Annotated in this window: 26 protein-coding genes; 19 read left to right on the forward strand and 7 right to left on the reverse strand. The window is 55.7% G+C overall.

From position 1 onward, the window contains the following. Positions 1-13 precede the first annotated feature (13 nt). The 4 genes from JI62_RS15265 (at position 14) to JI62_RS15280 (ending at position 1,744) form a co-directional block, all read left to right on the forward strand. Complete coding sequence (locus JI62_RS15265) at positions 14-442, forward strand: GNAT family N-acetyltransferase (protein ID WP_088700958.1); 429 nt, start codon at positions 14-16, stop codon at positions 440-442. 2 nt (positions 443-444) lie between these two features. Continuing rightward, the gene (locus JI62_RS15270) at positions 445-972 is read left to right on the forward strand and encodes a GNAT family N-acetyltransferase (RefSeq protein WP_088700959.1); all 528 of its coding nucleotides are present in this window, start codon (positions 445-447) and stop codon (positions 970-972) included. Positions 973-1,199: 227 nt separating this feature from the next. After that, entirely contained in the window at positions 1,200-1,445 is a 246-nt protein-coding gene (locus JI62_RS15275) for a type II toxin-antitoxin system CcdA family antitoxin (RefSeq protein WP_088700960.1), read from the forward strand. Next, positions 1,445-1,744 carry a CcdB family protein gene (locus JI62_RS15280; protein ID WP_088700961.1) on the forward strand — a complete coding sequence of 100 codons (300 nt, stop codon included), beginning with the start codon at positions 1,445-1,447 and terminating at the stop codon, positions 1,742-1,744. The genes JI62_RS15275 and JI62_RS15280 overlap by 1 nt, the downstream gene beginning before the upstream one ends. Before the next feature lie 261 nt (positions 1,745-2,005). Here the strand turns inward: JI62_RS15280 and JI62_RS15285 are convergent, their stop codons facing one another. Then, on the reverse strand, positions 2,006-2,887 hold the full coding sequence (locus JI62_RS15285) for a helix-turn-helix domain-containing protein (RefSeq protein WP_088700962.1): 882 nt from the start codon (positions 2,885-2,887) through the stop codon (positions 2,006-2,008). Between the two features lie 168 nt (positions 2,888-3,055). On the opposite strand from JI62_RS15285, the gene JI62_RS15290 reads away from it, so the two are divergent. After that, entirely contained in the window at positions 3,056-3,952 is an 897-nt protein-coding gene (locus JI62_RS15290) for a DMT family transporter (RefSeq protein ID WP_088700963.1), read from the forward strand. A gap of 169 nt (positions 3,953-4,121) precedes the next feature. Here JI62_RS15290 and JI62_RS15295 read toward each other — a convergent pair whose 3' ends face one another. From JI62_RS15295 to JI62_RS15310, 4 genes are read right to left on the reverse strand one after another with little or no spacing between them, the layout of a single operon-like run. Continuing rightward, positions 4,122-4,799 (reverse strand): DUF6064 family protein, encoded by a 678-nt coding sequence (locus JI62_RS15295; RefSeq protein WP_088700964.1) that lies wholly within the window; start codon positions 4,797-4,799, stop codon positions 4,122-4,124. Continuing rightward, positions 4,796-5,743, reverse strand: coding sequence for an aldo/keto reductase (locus JI62_RS15300; RefSeq protein ID WP_088700965.1), 948 nt, complete (start codon positions 5,741-5,743; stop codon positions 4,796-4,798). Before JI62_RS15300 ends, JI62_RS15295 begins: the two co-directional genes overlap by 4 nt. Beyond that, complete coding sequence (locus JI62_RS15305) at positions 5,740-6,150, reverse strand: hypothetical protein (protein WP_088700966.1); 411 nt, start codon at positions 6,148-6,150, stop codon at positions 5,740-5,742. The genes JI62_RS15300 and JI62_RS15305 overlap by 4 nt, the downstream gene beginning before the upstream one ends. A 37-nt stretch (positions 6,151-6,187) precedes the next feature. Continuing rightward, positions 6,188-7,009, reverse strand: a complete 822-nt coding sequence (locus tag JI62_RS15310) for an aldo/keto reductase (RefSeq protein ID WP_088700967.1) — start codon at positions 7,007-7,009, stop codon at positions 6,188-6,190. Positions 7,010-7,655: 646 nt separating this feature from the next. On the opposite strand from JI62_RS15310, the gene JI62_RS15320 reads away from it, so the two are divergent. The 6 genes from JI62_RS15320 to JI62_RS15345 all read left to right on the forward strand — a co-directional run bounded on the left by JI62_RS15320 (position 7,656) and on the right by JI62_RS15345 (position 13,894). Then, positions 7,656-8,651 carry a 3-oxoacyl-[acyl-carrier-protein] synthase III C-terminal domain-containing protein gene (locus tag JI62_RS15320; RefSeq protein ID WP_088700969.1) on the forward strand — a complete coding sequence of 332 codons (996 nt, stop codon included), beginning with the start codon at positions 7,656-7,658 and terminating at the stop codon, positions 8,649-8,651. Further along, positions 8,648-9,658: an NAD-dependent epimerase/dehydratase family protein gene (locus tag JI62_RS15325; protein ID WP_088700970.1), complete on the forward strand. Its 1,011-nt coding sequence runs from the start codon at positions 8,648-8,650 to the stop codon at positions 9,656-9,658. Before JI62_RS15320 ends, JI62_RS15325 begins: the two co-directional genes overlap by 4 nt. Next, positions 9,655-10,503 carry an MBL fold metallo-hydrolase gene (locus JI62_RS15330; RefSeq protein WP_088700971.1) on the forward strand — a complete coding sequence of 283 codons (849 nt, stop codon included), beginning with the start codon at positions 9,655-9,657 and terminating at the stop codon, positions 10,501-10,503. Before JI62_RS15325 ends, JI62_RS15330 begins: the two co-directional genes overlap by 4 nt. 79 nt (positions 10,504-10,582) lie before the next feature. Beyond that, positions 10,583-11,728, forward strand: coding sequence for a hypothetical protein (locus JI62_RS15335; protein ID WP_088700972.1), 1,146 nt, complete (start codon positions 10,583-10,585; stop codon positions 11,726-11,728). Then, positions 11,721-12,881, forward strand: coding sequence for an ATP-grasp domain-containing protein (locus tag JI62_RS15340; RefSeq protein ID WP_088700973.1), 1,161 nt, complete (start codon positions 11,721-11,723; stop codon positions 12,879-12,881). Before JI62_RS15335 ends, JI62_RS15340 begins: the two co-directional genes overlap by 8 nt. Continuing rightward, on the forward strand, positions 12,881-13,894 hold the full coding sequence (locus JI62_RS15345; protein ID WP_088700974.1) for an aromatic ring-hydroxylating oxygenase subunit alpha: 1,014 nt from the start codon (positions 12,881-12,883) through the stop codon (positions 13,892-13,894). The genes JI62_RS15340 and JI62_RS15345 overlap by 1 nt, the downstream gene beginning before the upstream one ends. Position 13,895: 1 nt before the next feature. Here JI62_RS15345 and JI62_RS15350 read toward each other — a convergent pair whose 3' ends face one another. After that, positions 13,896-15,707, reverse strand: a complete 1,812-nt coding sequence (locus JI62_RS15350) for a DUF4153 domain-containing protein (protein ID WP_088700975.1) — start codon at positions 15,705-15,707, stop codon at positions 13,896-13,898. Between the two features lie 226 nt (positions 15,708-15,933). Here JI62_RS15350 and JI62_RS15355 point away from each other — a divergent pair, with 226 nt between their 5' ends. From JI62_RS15355 to JI62_RS15390, 8 genes are all read left to right on the forward strand, one after another. Continuing rightward, positions 15,934-16,272, forward strand: coding sequence for a low molecular weight protein tyrosine phosphatase family protein (locus tag JI62_RS15355; protein ID WP_088701351.1), 339 nt, complete (start codon positions 15,934-15,936; stop codon positions 16,270-16,272). Between the two features lie 161 nt (positions 16,273-16,433). Beyond that, positions 16,434-17,027 carry a hypothetical protein gene (locus JI62_RS15360; RefSeq protein WP_088700976.1) on the forward strand — a complete coding sequence of 198 codons (594 nt, stop codon included), beginning with the start codon at positions 16,434-16,436 and terminating at the stop codon, positions 17,025-17,027. Between the two features lie 273 nt (positions 17,028-17,300). Next, entirely contained in the window at positions 17,301-17,684 is a 384-nt protein-coding gene (locus JI62_RS15365) for a DUF6559 family protein (RefSeq protein ID WP_088700977.1), read from the forward strand. 451 nt (positions 17,685-18,135) lie between these two features. Then, positions 18,136-19,053, forward strand: a complete 918-nt coding sequence (locus tag JI62_RS15375) for a LysR family transcriptional regulator (protein WP_088700979.1) — start codon at positions 18,136-18,138, stop codon at positions 19,051-19,053. 127 nt (positions 19,054-19,180) lie between these two features. Beyond that, the gene (locus JI62_RS15380; RefSeq protein WP_088700980.1) at positions 19,181-19,585 is read left to right on the forward strand and encodes a VOC family protein; all 405 of its coding nucleotides are present in this window, start codon (positions 19,181-19,183) and stop codon (positions 19,583-19,585) included. A gap of 111 nt (positions 19,586-19,696) precedes the next feature. Beyond that, on the forward strand, positions 19,697-19,837 hold the full coding sequence (locus JI62_RS23140) for an aminoglycoside adenylyltransferase domain-containing protein (protein ID WP_205737537.1): 141 nt from the start codon (positions 19,697-19,699) through the stop codon (positions 19,835-19,837). Positions 19,838-19,944: 107 nt separating this feature from the next. Then, entirely contained in the window at positions 19,945-20,214 is a 270-nt protein-coding gene (locus tag JI62_RS23235; RefSeq protein WP_170938568.1) for a glutathione S-transferase family protein, read from the forward strand. A 21-nt stretch (positions 20,215-20,235) separates the two neighbouring features. Further along, the gene (locus tag JI62_RS15390) at positions 20,236-20,919 is read left to right on the forward strand and encodes a DUF899 domain-containing protein (protein ID WP_088700982.1); all 684 of its coding nucleotides are present in this window, start codon (positions 20,236-20,238) and stop codon (positions 20,917-20,919) included. A 125-nt stretch (positions 20,920-21,044) separates the two neighbouring features. Here the strand turns inward: JI62_RS15390 and JI62_RS22935 are convergent, their stop codons facing one another. Then, positions 21,045-21,176 carry a putative transporter small subunit gene (locus JI62_RS22935; RefSeq protein WP_211593317.1) on the reverse strand — a complete coding sequence of 44 codons (132 nt, stop codon included), beginning with the start codon at positions 21,174-21,176 and terminating at the stop codon, positions 21,045-21,047. Between the last annotated feature and the right edge of the window lie 34 nt (positions 21,177-21,210).

The following is a 21,210-nucleotide window of genomic DNA, read 5'->3' on the forward strand; positions in this document are numbered from 1 at the left end:
CAATAGAGTAAACATGCATACAATTTATAGAAAATACACTCACCAAGACACTCAAACGCTGATGCCGTTAATGTTTCAGCTTGGCTATGATCTTTCTGAGGAGGTGCTCTCAAGCAGTGTTAGCGCTTTGCGGAAGCAGGGTGGGGAGGTGTTTGTCGCGGAGGTGTCTGGCAACGTTCTTGGCTGCGTGTCTGCCATTGTTGATGTGCGTTTGGCCGAGGGCGTCAAGGGAGAGATCGTAAGCTTAGTGGTAAGCGAAAACGCAAGAGGACAAGGGCTTGGTAAAGGCTTGGTTCTCGAAGCGGAAAAGTGGCTGTCAGGAAAAGTGGGTGTTATCCGAGTGCGCGCTAATGTGCTTAGGGGGCAGTCCCACCTCTTCTATGAGTCTCTGGGGTACAGGAAGGATAAGGCCCAGGTTGTTCTTCTGAAGAAGAGCCCCTAGATATGATCACTGCTTCAGAACGGCTAGGATTGCGCTACTACAGGCCCGGGGATACCCCGTCGATCTTTAAGACCTATACTGGTGACCTGGGCTCAGCGAAGTACTTGGCTCGGCAGCCACACAACGATGTTGCGCAAACTGAGAGCATGCTCAAGAAGCTCTCTAATCCTAGTAGCCTGGCATCTAATGGCACGTGCGTTTGGGTGATAGAGGCAATTAGATACGTTGCTGCTGCAGGGCTGATAACCGTTGCCAAGGATGATGCGTCGATGGCTGTTCACTTCGGCATCGGCATCCCATACAGAGGTCGCGGGTTTGCAGCAGAGGCTTTGGCGCTAACCTCCCAACACTTGCTCGCAACCGGTCAGGCGGCAGGCGTTAGCTCTTTCACAGACGTAGACAACGCTGCTGCTCAAAGCGCTTTAGTTAAAGCGGGGTTCGTGCTTACTGGAAGAGCCCCGAGTTTTTATCAAGCTCCACTGCTGGGTGGAGAATACAGAGATGTTTACCGTTACCAGTACAGTATTTAATTAAAATTAGCCTCTCTCCCGAGTCGTTTTGCTCCAGCTTCGGTGCATCAAGGAGATGGGTACCTTACACAGCGAGATCAAGTCGATGTGCATCTCGCACCAGCTTCGTCAGCCGCCGTGCCTATGAGATTAAAGCGCTGTTCGAACAAAACCTGCCGCTTTGCAAACTTGATGCGCATATAATGCGCGCATATTATAAGTTTATAGTTCCGCTCGAGGATTGAACCATGCACGCTACTGAAGTGACTAAATCCACCCGAAAACCAACGAACCTATCGCTAGATAGTGCGCTTCTTAAAGAGGCAAAAAGCTTGGGAATCAATGTCTCACGATCCGCAGAGGCAGGGATTGCGGAAGCTGTGAAGCGGCATAAGCAGGAGAAGTGGCTGGAAGACAATGCCAGCGCCCTGGCAAGCTCGAACGCATACGTGGAAGCTAACGGTTTGCCTCTCGCACGGCACCGTCAGTTCTGATGGCTCGTTTCGACGTTTTTGAAAATGAGGGTGGAATTGGCTATTTGCTGGACGTTCAGTCAGACCTTCTCAGCGGCTTGAACACCCGCGTTGTCGTACCGCTGTTGCCCAAATCTACCGCGCCGGCCCCTGCCCAACGGTTGAATCCTGTATTTAGCATTGAGGGTCAGGAGCTAGTAATGGCCACTCAGTATATGGCGGCTGTACCCGAAGGCGAATTGCGCTCTGGCGTTGGTAGCCTTGCTGAGAAGCAGGATGAAATCTCTGTGGCGTTGGACATGTTGTTTTTGGGCTTTTGATGCAAGAGGCCATAATTTTCAGTAACGTGCTGCATGTGCTAGCTCTGCTCGTTAATAGTCGCAAAACAGTGTGCAACATCCAGGTCTTTGAATAACACTCCAGCCATAGAATCAATAAATACGCTTAGCTTGGGTGCCAGCTCCTTTTCGCCCGCACTGCTGGTACTGCTTACGGCAACACTGCTGGTGGTATTGGGTGCACGGCGGCATGGTTTCTCCGTTTTATAATAAGTAAACAGGACGACACTCTTCGTAAGAATCCTAGCTGCGTTGTTGCGTCCGATACGCTGTAGGGCTGACCCCTATCTCTGCACGGAAGCGGTTGCTGAAATGGCTACTGGAGCCAAAACCGCACTGCAGCGCGATCTCAGTCATATTTAGCGAAGTTTCCGCCAACAAGTGTCGCGCCCGGGTAAGGCGACGGTGCAACACATAACGATGGGGCGGGTAGCCAGTGGTCTGTTTGAACATACGGGCGAAGTGGTAGTCGCTTAGGCCAGTGATGCCCGCCATGTCTTTCAGTGTGAGCGGTTGGTTCAGGTGATGCTCGATAAACTCCACCACTCGTTTTAATTGCCAAGTAGGCAGTCCACCCGTCGGGCGTAGAGTCGGCAGACGGCGCTGGCTGTAGTGGCGTAGGGTGTGTATCAATGCCGTTTGGGTGGCGGAATCCAGCGCTAATTGATCCAGCGGGTCTTGCCAGTTGCTCTGCCCAAGGGTGGTGCAAAACAGCTGAGTGAGCAGGGCGTCCTCGGCAAAGTCGATTTCGTCCAGTTGTACACGTTGGCCATCTTTATCCCATACCTGTTCGATCAACTGGCTCAGGTGAGTGTCGCTGAAATAGAAATGCAGATGTGAGATAGGCCCGCGTACTTCCCAATTGGTGTCCAGGTTGGCGGGCATTAAACACACGCTGTTGCTGGTCGCGCTGGCAATGGTTTGTGAACCCTGCCAGCGCAGGGAGTTCTCTGCACCGTTAAGATAAACGCTCAGAGTGTGGTGGTTTGAGTGAATGTTCTCAATACGGTCTTTTAAGTTACTCCAACGTGCCAGCGCCATGCCATTTTTTAGCTGGGTGCTACTCACAAGACGCGCCTGCGTCTGCTTCATCCTGGGATAGTGGTTCAAAGTGTCGGTGAACATGGGCAGCTCCTGGAACTGCGTTAACAGTACTCAGGCTCAGTACGAAACTCAATCCAACGAACCACTCAACCGCAAGAATAGACAAACTGGCGCAATCGCGGGCAAGCCAGCCAGTCGGGGGTGAGCCGACACTATGGCTGACACTAACGACTCTGGGAATGGCGAGCCATGAATAGCTTTTTGTATATCTCAACGGTTCTGATCTGGGGCTCGACCTGGCTGGCTATTGCCTGGCAAGTGGGCGACGTGGCAGTGCCGGTCTCGGTATTCTATCGTTTTCTCATCGCCGCGCTGCTGTTGTTAGCCGGGCTTACGTTGCTTCGCCGGCGCCAGGCTCTGCAGGCCAGGGATCATCTTTTCTGCCTAGTGCAGGGTGGCTGTGTGTTTGGCCTGAATTTCTACTGCTTCTATACCGCTGCGGGTTATCTCCCCAGCGGCCTGATTGCTATCCTGTTTTCGATGTCGATACTGTTTAACGCGGCCAATGGCTACCTATTCTTTCGTACACCGGTTCCGCGGGTATTTTACCTGGCGTTGGCCCTTGGTCTGCCGGGCATGGCACTGATTTTCTGGCAGGATCTGGTCACCGTTGAAGCTACATGGGGACTACTGGGCGCCATTGGCTTGGCGTTGCTGGGTACTTACGGGTTTTCGCTGGGTAACATGGTGTCAGTCAGACACCAGCGCCGCGGTCTGCAAATCAACACCACCAACGCCTTTGCCATGCTGTATGGGGGGATGTTGATGGGGTTGATTGCCTGGGTTCAGGGGGCCAGTTTCAGCCTGCCAGCGGAACCGATATATCTAGGTGCCCTGGTTTATTTAGCCGTAATAGGATCGGTGGGAGGCTTTGGCGCCTACTTTATGCTGGTTGGCCGTATTGGGGCCGGTAAAGCGGCCTACGCTACGGTACTGTTTCCTTTGGTCGCGCTGGCACTGTCAACGGTATTCGAGGGTTACCAGTGGCATGCGGATGCACTTATAGGGTTAGCAATGATTGTGAGTGGCAACCTGCTGATGTTTAACGCCCATCGTTGGGTCTGGCGGTGGCGGCAGCCTGTTTAGTGACGAATAAAGAGGTCTCTGCATTTAAGTTACTGTGGTGGGAGGCTACGAAACTGTGCTCCAGGTATGCCTTAAAGCCGGATCCAAGGAGGAACTTTGATCCTTCTATTTATATGCAGCTAAAACAGGCCACGTAGCCCGACCCGTTAACGGCACCGGAGCTGCATTTTTATCCCTTGCCCTTGGATCTTATGTTTTTCCAAACCAACCCAACCAGCGCAATCACCAACACGGCGAACAGCGTTGTTGCGCCCGCCGAACCCAATACCTGCAGGGTCAGGCCTGACACGACCAGCCAGAGCGTGGGAATGATGGCGGCGACCCAGAGGGCGAACCCCCGTAGCAGAATAAGCACCAGGCCAAGCGTGGTCACCGCCGTGGGGTCGGCGTGGATGCCGAAGACTTCTGCCTGAAACCAGGAACCGCCGTTCAGCGGCGCCATCAGCGGCATGATGATCAGACCGAAGAGGGTGATGGCGATGCCTATAGCAACCGGTGGGTTTGTTGCGCGTGCTGCGTTATCCATTCCCCATCCCGTCAGCGCCATCACTACCAGCAGCCCGGCCTGGGTGATGAAAGCGTAGCCAACATAGCCCCCGGCCCAGTTGAGCTCTGTATAGCGCTGAAAGAAAAACGCCACGGCGACAAAGGCCCAGAGCGGGGCGGGTAGCAGGCAGGAGAGTCGCGTGCGGTGTGTCAGCGCCAGCACAAGGGGGGCGGCGCCCAGGGCGAGGGTCAGTAATTGCAGCGGCCAGAAGGTTTCGCCCATGCGTTCCATCAGGCGAAAGTACACCTCCGCCGTGAAGGGAATAAAGTCCTGTAGCCGGTAACTTGTCCAGGCGTTCATAGCGACTCGATATAGTCAGCCATCCGCTGCCGGGCATCGGCCGAGGGTATAGGGGAGTGGCCGGCGCGCATGTTTTCGTGCATGTGCTCGACCTGGGTGGTGGCGGGTATCGCGCAGGTGATCGCCGGGTGGCTGACGATGAATTTCAGCAGGAAGTCCGCCCAGGTTGTGCAGCCGCATTCCTCGTTGGCCCACTCGGGCAATGCCGCGTCACGCTGCTTGAGATGCTTGATCAGGCTGCCGCCATCGTAAGGCCGGTTGGCGATCACGCCGATGCCTCGTTCTTCCGCCAGGGGCAGCAGCCGGTTTTCGGCCTCGCGGTGGGTGATGTTGTAGGTGAGCTGAACAAAGTCGATATCCTCAGACGACATGATCTGCTCGATTTCGCTGTGGCGGCGACCGTGGGAGGTGGTAATGCCGACATGGCCGATAACGCCTTCGGCCTTCATTTCCTGCAGCGCGGCCAGGTGCTCGCGCCAGTCCGTCAGGTTGTGCACCTGCACCAGGTCGAAGTGATCCACCGTCCAGCGGTCTTTCAGCTCCGCCACCTGCTCTCGGGCGGTGCCACCGGCGGGGCTCCAGACCTTCTCGGCGGAAAACAGGCTGTCGGGCGTGCCGAGTTGTTGCAGGGCATAGCCCATCACATCTGGCGCCGAGCCATACATAGGCGAAGAGTCGATTAGGCCGCCGCCATGCTCGAAAAAGGCCTTCACTACCTTGGTGCGCGCGTCGAGCAACTTCGGATCACTGCCAACGTTGAAGGTGCGCCAGGTGCCCATGCCGATCACGGGCAGTGTTTTATCAGTACTTGCAAAAGCCTTCTGACGCATCCCACCCGTGTTGGCAAGCAGCGGCACGCTTGGCAACATCGTGGCGGCCAGCGTGGCGCCGATGAGCGTAAGGCTTTCTCGGCGCGTGATGCGATGCTTGATGAGATAGCTCATAGCGGCCGCTCCTTCCATTTTTTGGGGATCGGCACCGTGGCCGCCAACACCAGCACAAAGCAGGTCAATACAAACACCTTATTTACAAACCAGTTGGTACGCCAGATCGACCACTCGGGGTCATTGAGAAAGCGCACGAACAGGGTGCCGATAATAAGGATTTCAATGACGGACATTCCCACCGCCAATGCACGGGTATAGCTGGGCTGTTTGAGCAGCACCCAGCCTAGCCAGACGTGCGCCAGTGGCCATAGATCCCAATAGATATACCGCGCCCAGGGCTCGCCGTATGCCAGCGCATAGCCAACGGGGAAGAGGTATTTGATGAACAGCGTCCACGCCGCGAGGATAAACAGCAGGTGGGCGAGAAAGCGGATCCAGGCATTGGGTGGGGCGGGCAGTGACATGGCATCGCTCCAGTGCTGGGCCGTTGACGGCCTGGCCTTACACCATCTGTAAGGACTGCTTGCGTGTTGGCGGAGGAAAGGCGGTGTCGATCTGAGCCAGGTCATCGTCGTCGAGTCTGACGGTATCTGCCTTGGCGTTCTGTTTGAGGTGATCCAGGTTAACGGCTTTGGGAATAGCGACCACCCCGGGGTGGCGCAGAGCCCAGGCGAGGGCGACTTGCGCAGTCGTGGCGCTGTGCTTGTCGGCGATGCGTTGCAGGGTGGCGTCACGCAGTAGCGTGCCGCCTTGGCCGATCGGGCAATAGGCCATGAGCGGCATATTGTGTTGTGCTTGCCAGTGCAGCAGGTCGTATTCAATGCCGCGCGCTTCGGGGTTGTAGAGCACTTGATTGGTGGCGCAAGCGGGCGCGTCGAGCTCTGCCAAGTCGCCAATGTCGAAGTTCGACACGCCCCAGCGCAGGATCTTGCCCTGCTCGCGTAGCCGCTCAAAAGCTTCCACTGTCTCATTCAGCGGGTACTGGCCGCGCCAGTGCAGCAGGTAGAGATCGATAGTGTCGGTGCCCAATCGGCGCAGGCTGCGCTCACAGGCGGCTTGAACACCCTGGGTGCTGGCGTTGTGGGGGTAGACCTTGCTGACCAGATACACCTCATCGCGCCGGCCACGAATCGCTTGGCCAACGACCTCTTCAGCGCCGCCCTCGGCATACATCTCGGCGGTATCGATCAGCGTCATGCCCAGATTCAGGCCTTCACGCAGCGCCCTGACCTCAGCCTGCCGCTGCCCGGTATCCTCACCCATATGCCAGGTGCCCTGGCCGATACGGGGTACGCTTACGCCGCCTAGCTCAATCGTCTGCATATTGCTATCTCCTGCTATGATGCAGCTCTGACAGCCCACATCCATCGCAGTTCATAGACTTAAAAACTGCACCTTGCGCAAACCTGCTTTCTGCGTCGTACAGCTTGAGGAAGTGCGTTTTGTCATCCAGCTTATCGGTAACTTAATCACCAAAGATAAGCGGCGTTAAATACCTTTAGGAGTTCTATGATTAGGCTCGAAGTCGCGGCATTAGCTACTGGTTTAGCAAGTGTTGTAGTTGCTTTGTTCATCCCTCTTATCTGGAGTGTGTTCCCCGAAATAATGCGCACCTATTTCCTCGGTGGCGAGCCAGGGGCAGTGGTCGTTGGATTCGGTGTTTTAGTTGGGATAGTAGGAAGTATGCTGTTCGTTATAAACCTATTTCGCAGGCAGTTTACTCTGTGGTGGGTTAGGTTGTTAACGGTGTTGGCCCTCTACTTGGGTTTAGCCACCGCGGGTGCAACCGGAATTTAACAAATGTAAGCATCAGGCAGCTATCCGCCCATCACGAACCACTTTAAGGGTGTGATTAGTTCTCCTTTACGCACCCTGCCAGGTTAACCATAAATTGCGCACCGTCTAATTTCTAATTGATTGATATTAATCTTTATTAGAGTATGAGAGCGAATCGGTTTGAAATGGACATATGATTAGCAACTTCACGATTGCCGGGTGGGGCAGTTATCGCCCTCGTATCCAGCAAACTTCGCGCTCCCTGGACGAACGCCAAGGGCACCCTCCTGGCTGGACTGAACGCCAGTTCGGCATCGCCACGCGTCATGTTGCGAGTGAGGATGAGACCACCTCAATGATGGCGACCGAGGCCGCCCGCGAGGCGCTGAACCGCGCAGGCTGGGGCAACTCGCCGCCCGACGTCATCATCGGCGGTTGCGGCGTTATGGAGCAACCGATTCCGTCTACAGCCGCTTTAGTCCAGAACCGTCTCGGCTTTGGCCAGTCCGGCGTGCCTAGCTTTGACGTTAACCAGACCTGTTTATCCTTTATGGTGGCGCTGGATATCGCCGCCATGGGCATTGCTTGTGGACGCTGGCGGCGCGCGCTGGTGTTCTCTAGCGACATCGCGTCGGCAGGGCTTAACCCTGAGGAGCCGAAAACGCGCTCCATCTTTGGCGATGGTGCGGCGGCACTGGCGATTGAGGCGACGTCAGACCCAACCTGCGGAATGCGTTCAAGCGTTTCGGTCACCCATGGTGCTCACCACGCGCTAGCGCAGCTTCGCGCGGGCGGCACAAAGTTGCGCATCGCTGAAGGTTACCAGGCGCTGGTCGCCGGATCCTATTTCGAGATGGACGCCTTTGGCATCTTCAAGGCTGCTGCCAAAGCGTTGCCTGGCGTCATCGAACGTGCGCTCCAACAGGCGGAAATAAGCAAGGATGATCTCGCCTGTGTGATTTGCCACCAGGCGAGTGCGCCAGGGGTCGAGCATATCAAGCGGCTTTTCGCGCCCAATAGTGACCGAGTGGTTAATATCTTCCCGAATACCGGTAACCAGATCGCCGCCTCAATCCCGAGCGTGCTCGCCCACGCACTTACGACGGGTGTCGCCAAGCCGGGTGACTATATCCTGCTGTTGGGCACTGCCGCGGGGATCAGTGCCAGTGCCATGGTGCTCAAGCTATGAGTCAACGGCGTATCCTTATCACCGGGGCGACCGGCGGACTGGGTATAGCGCTGGTGCGCGAGGCGCTAAAGCGCGGGCATGCTGTGCGAGCCACAGGGCGTTCGCAGGCGGCGGTCGAGGCGCTTACGTCACTTGGCGCGCAGTTCGTTAGGGCGGATCTTACTCACCCAGAAGCTGATTTTCACGGGCTCTTAAAGGGTGCCGATAGCGTGATTCATGCCGCCGCCTTATCGGCCAGTTGGGGCCCACGACGAGCATTTGAGATTCACAATATTCGTATGACCGAACAACTGCTTGAAGCGGCCAGCCGCTCGGGCGTTGAGCGTTTCGTATTTGTTTCTTCGCCGTCAATTTTTGCTGCGTATCGTGACCGGATAGCCATCGGCGAGCATGACGGCCCCGCGCTCCAGCCACTTAACCACTACGCACGTACCAAGCTCGCGGCGGAACGCAGCGTGCTTGCACAGCGGGAAGACGCCCTGGCCTGCTGCGCCATTCGCCCGCGCGCACTGGTGGGGCCGGGCGATCGGGTGATCTTGCCCAAGCTGGCCGAACTGGCGGGGCGTGAGCGGATGCCGCTTCCGCGTGGCGGCAGGGGGTTGATTGAGTTGACCGATCTGCGCGACGCCGCATGGGCCATCTGCGCCGCTGAAGAGCGGGCGGTTGGGCTTGCCGGAAAGGCAATCAATATATCGGGAGGTAGCCCCATTAGGGTACGCGAAGTGGCTGGTAAGCTCGCCGATGCGTTAGGCAAAACACCGCAGCTTGTCTCACTGCCGGTTGGCTTGGCGCGTGCTATTGCTGTGCTCAGTGAAAACGCTGCGTTGCTGATGCGCTCCGCCCGCGAGCCGATGTTGACACGTTACAAGCTGGCGACGCTGGCCTACTCTCAGACCTTTGATCTCGAACCTGCTCAACGGTTACTCGGCTACCGACCCCATCATGATGCACTGGCGACCCTGCTGGCCGAAGCGCGGCAGCTTGCCACGCAGGAAAAGCAGCCATGATCCGCGTCGGATTCCGTTGGCTTGAACGCGGTTTATGCCGCCATCCAGAGATCGCCACTCTCTCAGGTGGAAGCCTATGTGCGGTTGATTTTCCCGCCATGGTGGGTGTGATTGATCACCCGACGCGGGGTATTTTGTTGTTCGATACCGGCTATGATCCTGCTTTTATTGATGCAACCGAGACGTTTCCCGAGCGGTTCTATCGCTGGATAACGCCGGTCAACATTGATGCGCAGCAGGCGTGGAGCGCCTGGCTCGCTACCCATGGGATTGAAGACAGCGCGATTGTTGGCACCATTATCTCGCATTTTCATGGCGACCACGTCGCGGGAATGACCCACCTTGCCCAGCGGCCGGTCTACTGCGCCCGTGCGGGCCTATCCGAATTGCGTCGGCCGGGTCGCTTTGGCCGCGTGCGCCAGGGCCTGCTGCCTGCGTTGGTTCCCCAGGCGGCCGATGCTAACGCTCGCTTTTTCGAAGATGCGCCATCAATGGCGCTACCCAGCGGGTTCGCGCCCTTTAGCGAAGGTCGTGACATCCTGGGTGACGGTAGTCTGATCGCCGTCGAACTGCCCGGTCATTGCGTCGGCCACTGGGGGCTGGCACTGCGCACCACCGACGATCGCCAGGTCTTGCTGGCTGCCGATGCGGTGTGGCTTGGCAAGTCAATCACGCAGCGCCGACCGCCGCCGCGGCTGACCACCGCACTTCTCGGCGATACCCGGCGTTATCGCGCTACGCTAAACCTGTTGAGCGAGGCGGCGTGCTGCAATGGCGACTTGGTCATCCTACCTTCGCATTGCGCTGCCAGTGCCAAGCGCTTTAGCGGCCATGATGCGAACTGACCGGGTCTTAGCCGCGTGGATACGAACGCGGCGTGCGCTGAGCATGTCGCCGACGCAACTGGCTGCGCGGCGAACAAGCATGTGGCGCAAGCTGCAGCCTGTCATCGCTCGTACGCCCGCACTGGCACACTATGCTGGGCGCGATCTGGCTGAGTTTCCGGTCACTGACATCGCGGATCTTCGTGCTGATTACGGTGCCTGGAACAGCCTAGGTATGAGCGATGGGGAGCTGCGCGGGTTGGCCGCCGCCGCAGAGCAAGGCACAGCCGTTGGCGAACTGTCGGCAGGCTGGTCGACCGGAACGGGAGGCGGTGCGCGAGGGCTGTTCCTCGCCAGCCCCGCAGAGCGTGCCGACTACATCGGCCAGAGCCTGGCTCGGCTGCTACCGGCGCGTGCCTTGTTCAAGCGCCAGCGGCTCGCTCTGCATTTGCGCGCCAGTAATGCGCTCTACAGCGATGTGGGGCGAGGGCGGTTTACGTTTGCCCATTTCCCCCTCGAAGCGTCGATTGAACAGAGCGTTGCAGAATTGGCGCAGTTCGAGTCGACGATCCTGATCGCACCGCCCCATCGGCTGGCAGCCTTTGCCCAAGCAGGGGCGCATTTCTCCTCGCTGCAATACCTGTTTTGCGGCAGCGAACCGGCCGGTGACGCGGAGCGCCACTTCTTTACTGAGCGGCTGGGGGTAAAGCCACGCCAAATATACCAAGCGACCGAAGGGTTTTTGGCCGCTGAGTGTGCGAACGGCCGGCTGCATCTTAATGATCATGCGATGGCTATCGAGCTTGAGCCGGTTCCCGGCACGCCCGGCTATCGACCGATCATTACCGACCTTCGCCGCACCAGCCAACCGATTGTCCGCATTCGCGGTGACGATTATCTGGAGCTCGACGCTTGTCCCTGCCCGTGCGGTTTTGCGGGTCGCGTCATCCATGCGCCGCAAGGCCGGGTGAACGACATCTGGCGTTTTGAGGGTCGCACCGTTACGCCACCTCAAGTGGTAGCCGCGCTTGAGACGGTGCTGGGGGGCGACAAGATCTGGCAGGCCGAAGCAGGGCCTGAACGCGTCGTACTGAATTTGTCACCGCTTTGCCCAGCCGCGATTTCAAACACGGCTGCACGGGCGCTGAGCCAAGCATGCGATTTACCGGTGCCGGTTGAGGTCTTTCATGATCTAAGCGCGTGGAGCGGCCCCAAGCGCCGTAAGGTAGTGTGGCGCGATGGCTAGACGCGTGCTTATTACCGGCGCCCGGGCAGTTGCCGCGCTGGATCTTGCCCGGGATTTCGCCGCGGCCGGATGGGAGCCGCATCTGGCTGACAGTGTACCGGTGCGTATGGTGGGCTGGTCGAAAGCCCCTGCGCAGGTTCACCGCTATCCCGCGCCCCGGCAGCAGGGCGCAGCCTTCCGCGCGCGTATTGTCGAGCTAGTCGATACCTTCGGTTTCGAGCGGGTGGTGCCGACCTGTGAAGAGGTTTTCCATCTTGCGGCGCCCGCCCTTCAACGCCGATTGGGTGAGCGCCTGTTTATGCCTAACCTTGCGACGTTGCGCCAACTGCACGACAAGTTCGCCTTTGCACGCCACTGCGGAGAATGGGGCCTACCTGTGCCGGAAAGCCATCCGATAGATTGCATAGAAGAGCTGGAACGCTTCGCTAGCAGAAGTCGCAAGTGGGTATTCAAACCGCGCTTCAGCCGATTTGGTGATAGAGCACTGGTCGCCCCTGACCGGCGTGCGTTGGCCGCTATTACACCCAGCCCCGACGCACCCTGGATGGCACAGGCGCGTATCCACGGCGAAGAAGTCTGCTTTCATGGCGTGGCGCATCGGGGAGAGTTGGTTGCCTTTGCAGCCTACCGTTCCAGCTGGCGCCTGGGCGGGGGAGCTGGCTATGCTTTTGATCCTGTCGCTGATCACCATCGCGAAGCGCTGCGCACAATGGCTGCTCGCCTGGCGCAGTGCGCCAATATTCACGGGCAGTTCGCCTGCGATGCAATGTTCGATGAAGCTGGCGCTGCCTACTTGCTTGAATGCAATCCGCGCGCGACCAGCGGTGTGCATCTGCTCACTGGTGCCGGTCATCTGGCCCATGCAATCGGTGACGGGATCGCCGCACCTGAAGCCGCGCCACGCACTCTTTATCTTGGCCCAGCGATGGTTGCATTTGGCCTGCCGCAGGCGTTGCGTGGTGCGCGTATGCGCGATTGGTGGCGCTGCGTTGCTACCGGGCGCGACGTGGTGTCTCGGCCTGGCGATCGCTGGCCTTTGCTTGGTGCGCTTTGCGATGCCGCCTCTTTCGCCCTGACGGGGTTCAAACACACTATCTCGACAAATGCCGCCACCACTTACGATCTCGAGTGGAATGGTGAGGAGTTGCCTTAATGACATTCCCCCAGTCAGTCCGCGATGCCTGGCACCTGGTTGCCTTATCGAAAGACCTGAAACGCGGCAAAGCGCAAAAAGTTATGTGTTGCGATACACCGGTTGCACTCTTTCACAGCGAAGAGGGGATTGGCGCCTTGGTCGATCGCTGCCCGCACCGCAATTACCCACTTTCTGAAGGGCGTGTGCACAAGGGGGCACTCGAGTGCCCTTACCACGGCTGGCGCTTCGCAAGCGATGGAACCTGTATCGAAGTGCCCGGTTGTCTGGTCGATACTACCCATGAACAACGGCTGAAGGCTGAGGCACTGCGCGTGGTTGAGCGGCACGGAGGGATCTTTGTGGCGCTTTCTGACGCGGCACCGCCCGAGCCTGTATTACCGCCTGATTTTGGCAACCCTGAACTCGATCATTTCTGGTGGCAACAAGGTACCTGGGTTGGGCGTGCCTACGATGCGGTTGAAAACGTGATGGATCCGTTCCACACCAATCACCTCCATCATGGTTTTATTCGCCGACGGGATCGACGCTTGCCAGTGGAGCTGATTGTTACCAGTCACGGCGATGGGATCGATATGGCCATCGAGCAAACCCAGCCCGATTATGGCCTGATGTCGCGCTTTTTGGAGCGCGACCGCTCGCGCAGCGTCTCGCGCTACTATCCGCCCACCACGGTGCAAGCACGGTGGGAAGGCGAGACCAAGCTAACCCTATGTGTCACCGCCATTTTTACGCCAGCGACGGGAAACAGTTTCACGCCTTTCGCGCGCTTTTCGACGCCCAAGGGGTTGGCACCAAGCTGGCTCAAACAGGCGGCCATTCGGTTGTTCCTGGCCCCAGTGGTCTCGCAGGATCGTCGCGCACTAGAGCGCCAGCACGAAGTAATGTCTCACTTCGGACAACCTAAATTCATCTCTGGGCCTGGCGATATTCTCAAAACTCGATTGCATCGCCTCTGGAACGGTGAGCAGTTAGAGCCTGGCACTGATCCAGCCGTTGAGGTAAGGCTTTAGCTTAATTAATCCGGGCACCGCTTGCCTCTGCGCGGGCTTGTATTTGTTGCCTGACGCTTTCGAGGGTGGGCCGCAGGCTGTATAGGCAGTTGCCACTCTGGTAGGCATTTAACGACCCTGGTATGGGCTGTAAATCGGTTGACGGTTTGGTATATCGACAGTCGTCAGAATTTTCATCCTGCGCTGCGCCTAGCTCTGTCAGCGTGCCTAGATGCTGCCAGCCTGCATTGTGCTCGGTATAGACCTGTCCATGCGAGCTGTAGGGCGCGTAGATAAGCCATTGGAATCCTTGTTCATTGCTTACCTGCAACGCTTGGCAGGGTTCAACTTGGCTAAGGCAGACTGAGCCCTGCTCAATTAACAAGGTGAGCAGTGGCTCGGGTAGCGTGGCGTCTTCAGGGTTCACGCTAAACTGCTGGGCGACATCATTCAGGTTGTGGGTATCCACTAGAGGATCCTGGTTCCAACGGTTGGTTTGCTTTAGCGACAGCTCAATACGCCGTGTCAGCCCAGGTCGCGATTGGGCAAACTCGCTGTCAGCGAGTGCTTGTAATGCCAAACTGCCCGGCTGGCCGAGGTGAAAGCGTAGATAGCGGTAGTCAAAAGCATCCACAGTGGTGCGTCCGTCTATCAACCGCTTGACCTGATGCTGGGCCACCCAGTGGCGCATATCCGCCAGTGGCGTATTAACTACGATCAGCGCCCCGGCCACCAGCAGGGCTAGGCCAATATTGGCGCGCTGCATACTGGGGAGCGCCGCCTGTCTCCGCCAGAGTAGAAGCAGGCTGTAGCTGAAGGTAAACGCTGCCGTCAGTGCCTGCAGCAGTGCCGCCCAGAGCCTATCCAAGCTGAGTCCATATTGGTCGATTCGTAGCCAGAGCGCCCAGGCGGCCAGCAGGCTACCTATCGGCAGCAATACGACGGCGAGCATAACGGCACTGCGTAGCCAAATAGGGTAGGGCAGCTTGTTATCGATTTGATAGAAAACGGCGTTGAAGAACAGCAGCAGGGTCAGCATCAGCGCCATAAGTATTTGCGCGGCTCTGCCGGTATCCCATATCGGCTGTAGCCCGGTCCAGGGCAGCACGGCAAAGAACATCAATACGATTAGGGCGACCAGCGGCAGTAGCGCCTTGATAAGCGCTTCGCACATCAGTCTTACGCTCGCGATAAAGCGAAAGCGATTGCGGATCATCACCAGCCCCATGCCAATCACCAGCCAGGTGACTGGATAGAAAAAAGCGGGTGTTTGGAACAATGTTTTGAAAAAGTCTAAGCCAATGGCTGAAAAGAGCGCTGCCCACAAAGATAGCAAGCTCCAAAAAACGCCAATGAACAGGCCTAGCTGGGCGATTGTCAGGGCGTGCTCCCATGAGTAATCCAGCATGGGCTGATAGGTTTTTGGCCAAGTCCTACTGGCGGCGCTGCTACGAAAGAACAGCGCAAGAATAAACAAGGCAACTCCTACGGCCATGCAAAAGGCAAAGGTAAACGGGTGACCTCCCCACTGCTGCGGCTCGGGCACCTGCTCAACCCAGCCAAGGTGCCAGCCCAGCAAAAACAGTAGGGGAGCCAGCAGCAGCGGTAGGAGGTTGATACGATCACGCAGTCGCACGATGCTGATCAGATAGAAAGCTGGCAAGGTGACTGCGACGGTGTAGAGCGCCTTAAGCCAGCGCTGGTCGGCGACCAGCCAGTACTCATGGTCGATAGCCAAATGCAGCGCATAGAGCGCACAGCCCTGTACAAAGGCGAGAAAAATCAAGCCCAGACTGGTGGCCCGGTCCAGGGTATTTAGGCGATTATCGTCCATGACAGCTCTTCTACGGTTGAGTGGCGGCGTGGGGGCCGTAATTCTTCTAAGCAGCTAACGGGCTCTAAGTAATTAGCTGGCCCTAAGTAATTAACTAGCCCTAAGCAACTATAATAACGTGAGAAAGTTACAAAGGTTGCAAAGTGCAAAGATAGATGGCTCGAAATACTGCTAATTAATTATGCTGTGCTTTAGGCACGTCGTAAAGCCGGGCCAGGGAGGAGCTTTGAATCTTCTGTTTATATGCAGCGCAAATAGACTCCGCAGTCCGACGGCTGAACGTGTCTTTTCAGCTTACCCCGGTATTCAAGCAATCGGAGCTGGGACAAGTTCGAGTGCTAAAACGCCCGTTTCTTGTCGCTTAATTGAGTGGGCTGACATCGTCCTGGTGATGGAAAAGAGCCACCGGGATGAAGTCGCCAAGACGTACGGGGAGTTACTCAAGGGGAAGAGATTCGTCTGCCTGGATATTCCCGACCACTACGAGTTAATGCAGCCTGAACTCATCACCTTGCTCAAGGAAAGGGTTCCGGAGTATGTGCGGTTGTCGGCAGTTGAAACATAGCGATGAGCTGGTGCGCCGTAGGATTGATCATAGCGATGAAGAGTCGTTCTCCTCCCATTTCAGGTTTATATGAAATTATACTTATAAAAAACCTGGTTTTTTAAAGCTCTGGTCAGGTAAAGTTTACTTCGACTGCCATGAGCCATAACCAGGAGGGAAGCATGTATCGAGTAGTGATCGTTCTATGTATTTTTTTAGCGGGCTGCACCACAAAACTATGGGAGCCTAAGCCAGAGAGATTGATGGCCGTTAACGGCTTCTACGTTAATAAAGAAACGAACGATTTAGTGGTCACCACGCGGAGTGAAGCTTTTTTGTTTCCCTCTCAGCAGCAACTTGGCCAGGCGCTGATGCTTAGCCGAGAAATTGAGTTTCTTCCCGAATTTAGCGGCTTCTCGCTCTCTAGCTCCAATGTGGTGAGTGGCAGCATTAAGCTCACACTGCATGAACAGAACCCTTCAGCCGAGCTTGTCAGTCAATTAACCGCATTGGGCTTTACGAAAAATCCTGTCACGAATGACTTCCTGTTGATACGCGAGATTAGGGGTGAGCGATATACCATTGAGGGAAGTTTGCCGCTTGAAAAGCTAGAAAACGAGTATCAAGTCAGTATGAGCATGCCCAGGGGCCCCATCGATACAGCCGGGCGTGTTATCGCAACGCCTGTTGCCATTACATTTGATGCGGCCGCAACGGTCGTGGCAATTCCTCTCTTCGCACTCTTTGTGGTGTCACAGGGTTTGCTTGGGCCATGAGTAAACATAGCGTCTTAACGAGCTCACAGGGGAAGTTTAAAAACAGCTGCCTATAGAGTCAGACTAATGCCTAGGCTTTTTTTGAACAGTCGGCGTGCGCAGGCCACGCAAGGCCACAATCTACAAAAAAGAATCGGATTCGCGTGCGAATTTACGGGTTGTAAATGAGTACTCTGATTGGACTCGTGCACGAGCTGATTCTTAATAGAGTATGGCCAAGCGTAATAGTTAACCAGAGGTTTCCTGGTATTTATTAAAGAACGGAGGTTAAGGGTGGGACTACTCGATAACTTTAAGAAGAAGCGTGCTATTAAAAGCTACATAGAGAAATTGCCTAACGTTTTGGTCAACGATTATGGCCGCCAGGAATATTACACACAGCTTCAGGTAAGGCGGAGTATTGAGCGCGCTGGGCTTAATAGCCAGCATCAGCACTACGCGCTGGCGATGTATGCTAATCGTCCAGAGTTTGTCGCTTATCAGAGCGAGATACATGAAAATTTCAGCTATGAAGAGCTGCGTGAAGAGGTCGGCGGTGCTTACTTTTCGGGTAGCACTGAGTTCAACTGTTCAAGCGTAATAGCAGCGTCAGCGAGTTTTGGAGGTGATACGTCTAGTATGGATTGCTCGGGTGGCGGGGGAGATGGCTCACCATAACGCTGTCGACAAGTTCGACCCAGTGGCTGACGAACTTGCCCATGCAGTGTCTGGTCAGCGAGACCATAACTGTTGGATACGTCGTATCATCGACTGAATGAACCGTCGCTTAGCCTCGTGCTGATCCAGCCTCACCCGCTCAAGATCAACGCCTCCCCGCCCATCGCGGTATCTGGAAGGGATGCTTTCCTTGAGCGAGTCGTCGGCACTTCCTTTTGGCATGTCATCGTTATCGCTGTGGGGTAACAAGTCGCGGAGTTGAAAGTTCTGCTCTTTTCTTGAGTTCAACATGTTCCTGGCCTCTATTGCGTCGTCACTGGTGACGGGATGATTGCGTGCTCTCATAGGTTCAGGTTCATGCTAGTCTTGTTCTAAACTGCAAGGTATTCCATAAAAGTGAGCATTAACTTTGCAAAAACGAACAGGCAAGAGTCTCGGGCAGCCTTCTGCCATGACACAGAAAACAAGAAGTCACTTGGCGTGGAATGACTTTGAGGTCGTCCTAGCAATCGCGAACGCAGGGTCGCTGTCGGGTGCTTCACGCGCTCTGGGTGTCAGTCACGCCACGGTTTTTCGACGGCTGGGTGATATCGAACAGCGTCTGGGAGTGTCTCTTTTTGAAAGAAGCCGAACCGGCTATCGGCCAACGCTTGCTGGAGAAGAGCTTGCCGGCACCGCCAGAATAATGGATGAAGCCGCCTTGGACGCCGAACGTAAAGTCGCCGGGCGCGACTTGGCGCCGAGTGGGGAAATTTGGGCTACCACAACGGACTCTTTGTTGATGGGACTGCTCTCACCTCTGTTCACGCAGTTTCAGCATAAATATCCAGGCATCGTGTTGGATGTCGCCGTATCCAACCAGCTGTTCAATCTGACACGCCGAGAAGCTGACGTCGCCATCCGTCCATCCAACGCTCCCCCTGAAAATCTGATTGGGCGACCGCTGACCGCTATTGGGCAAGCTGTCTACGCACACCGGAGCCTCAATGTGACACCAGGGGCTTCCATCAAGGCTCTTGCTAGCCAACCCTGGATTGGTTCCGGATCACGATTGCAGGACTCAGCACTGGATCAGTGGATGGCTAAGCACGCGCTGAAAAAGGCCTGTGTCTACCGTGTGGATACCCTGGTCAATATACTCAGCGCTGTTCGTTCTGGTATGGGATTGGCCGTTCTGCCCTGTTATCTTGCCGACGAAGACCCCAACATTATCCAGCTCACTGATCCCGTCCCCGAGCTGGAATACGGCTTGTGGTTTCTGATGCACCCGGATCTACGTGGTGTAGTGAGGATTCATGCTTTTATGGACTTTCTAACAGAAGCTGTTCGTGCACAGAAACAACGCTTGGCCGGGCCATTATTAGGCTAGCTTGGTTCGCTAATATGTGGGCGCTATTGACTTGACGTTGCGGGGTACCTACGGGTTTTCGCTGGGTAACATGGTGTTGATGGACGTTGGTGAACTCAAGAATCGTACAGATAGTTGAGGGGAGAGTATGCAATTCATCGTAAACATCGATGTAGAGGATATGGGGAAAGCAATTACCTTCTACGAGTACGGGCTCGGTTTGCAGCTCATTCGGCGGCTATTTGACGGTACGGTTGCAGAAATGGGGGGAGGGCCTGCCTCCATTTACCTGATTGAGCAGCCTAATGCGAGCGTTGCGGCCCCTGATACCTCTCTCCAACGTGATTACAGACGGCACTGGACGCCAGTACATCTGGATTTCATTGTTGAAGATATTGACGCAGCAGTCGAACAGGCAGTTTCGGTGGGTGCTGTCCAGGAAGGAGGAATCAAATCTTTTGATTGGGGGAGGCTTGCGACAATGAGCGATCCATTTGGCAATGGGTTCTGCCTACTAGTGTTTGCTGAAGGCGGTTACGATCATGCTGAATAATCCCCTGTCAATGGCTACAACGCGTTGCGCGTTTCATTGGGCGTTACGAGGTCGGCTGAAACCTACCTAGCGATTGTTATGAAAAGATGGTCGTTAAGAGCCTGCTGTTGTATGGGTCTAACGGCAGCAACGGGTGATATTGCTTCAAAAGATGTCGCGGTGGAGTGGGCAAAAGGCCAACTAGCAAAGGAACACGCAGCTTTATTGGACTACGCTAAGCAAGGTTACCTAGGGAATATAGAGGATCGATGAGACGAGAAGCAGGGGGAGGTCAAGGCGCCCACTTGGTGTCTGCGAAAATCTATTGAGGCGTGTCTTGGTATCTGGCAGCGAGAAGGTTCTGACGATCAGAATGAATATTGCTGAAAGCAGTTCACTTATCACAGCGTTATTATTTTCGAATTAGGCGCCATCGTTATTTACTTGGCGACCAGTTCAACTATGCAGACATTCTCATGGTTGCTGCATTAAGTCAGGTACCGCATACAAACCTTCTAGATATGTTCCCGAATGTGATTTCCGGCTTAACGCGCTGCCACGACCGACCAGCGTGGCATAAATGCCTCGATGTGTACAATCGCCGCTTGGCGAAGTTTGTCAGTGCTGGCGCAACTCAAAGTCACCCATGAAATACATAGGAGGGTGGGGCAATGGCAACCACTAAACAGCCGCTACCAAGTATCGTATCTTCAGAAGAGTGGAAATTAGCGCTGGATCAGCTTCTTATAAAAGAGAAAGCGCTGACCCGAGCACGCGATGCCTTGAGCGCTGAGCGTAGAAAGCTACCCATGGTGAAAGTAGACAAAAACTACGAATTCCATGGCGACGAAGGCCCCATATCCTTACTCGAATTGTTCGGTGGGCGTCGGCAACTCATTGTTTATCATTTTATGTACGCGCCTGATTGGAAAGCGGGGTGTGACGGGTGCTCGTGGGTTGCCGATGCCATGACTCACCCGGCCCATTTACATGCTCGTGATACTTCGTTGGTAATGGTTTCACGGGCTCCACTAGAGAAAATCAACCAGTACAAAACACGTATGGGGTGGACGATTCCCTGGTACTCCTCTTTTGAAAGCGACTTTAACTATGATTTTGGGGTGACGACAGCGGATGGAGAAAGGCATGGAGCCAGTGTGTTTCTCCGCAACGGAAACGACATATATCACACCTATTTTACCGGGGCGCGTGGGATCGAATATTTAGGTAGCTTCTGGACGTACCTGGATTTAACACCTTATGGTCGCCAGGAAACGTGGGAGGATTCTCCAGAAGGCTGGCCTCAGACGAAGCCATATGAATGGAACCGCCGCCATGACGAGTATGATGTTTAAGAATACTGGCGCCCGCCAAGAGGGCAGGGGACGGTTAGACCATCCTCGTTAAACCACGGCAATCCTTTGCCGCGTCCAGACTTCTTACAATTGGCACCGTTACTATCTGTCTATTAACAGCTGTTTCAAACCAACTCACGCTTCTCGCGCTTAGCCACGCGAATATCTTTGACGGTGGCAATGCCAATCACCGCGAAGATGACAAGTGAGATCAGCGGCCAGATCAGTACATATAACGCCAATATAAAGGTTTGCATATGCTCTCCTATTGTCTCGCTGGTGCGTGGTGGC

Source organism: Halomonas campaniensis (assembly GCF_002211105.1).
Lineage (GTDB): Bacteria > Pseudomonadota > Gammaproteobacteria > Pseudomonadales > Halomonadaceae > Vreelandella > Vreelandella campaniensis_A.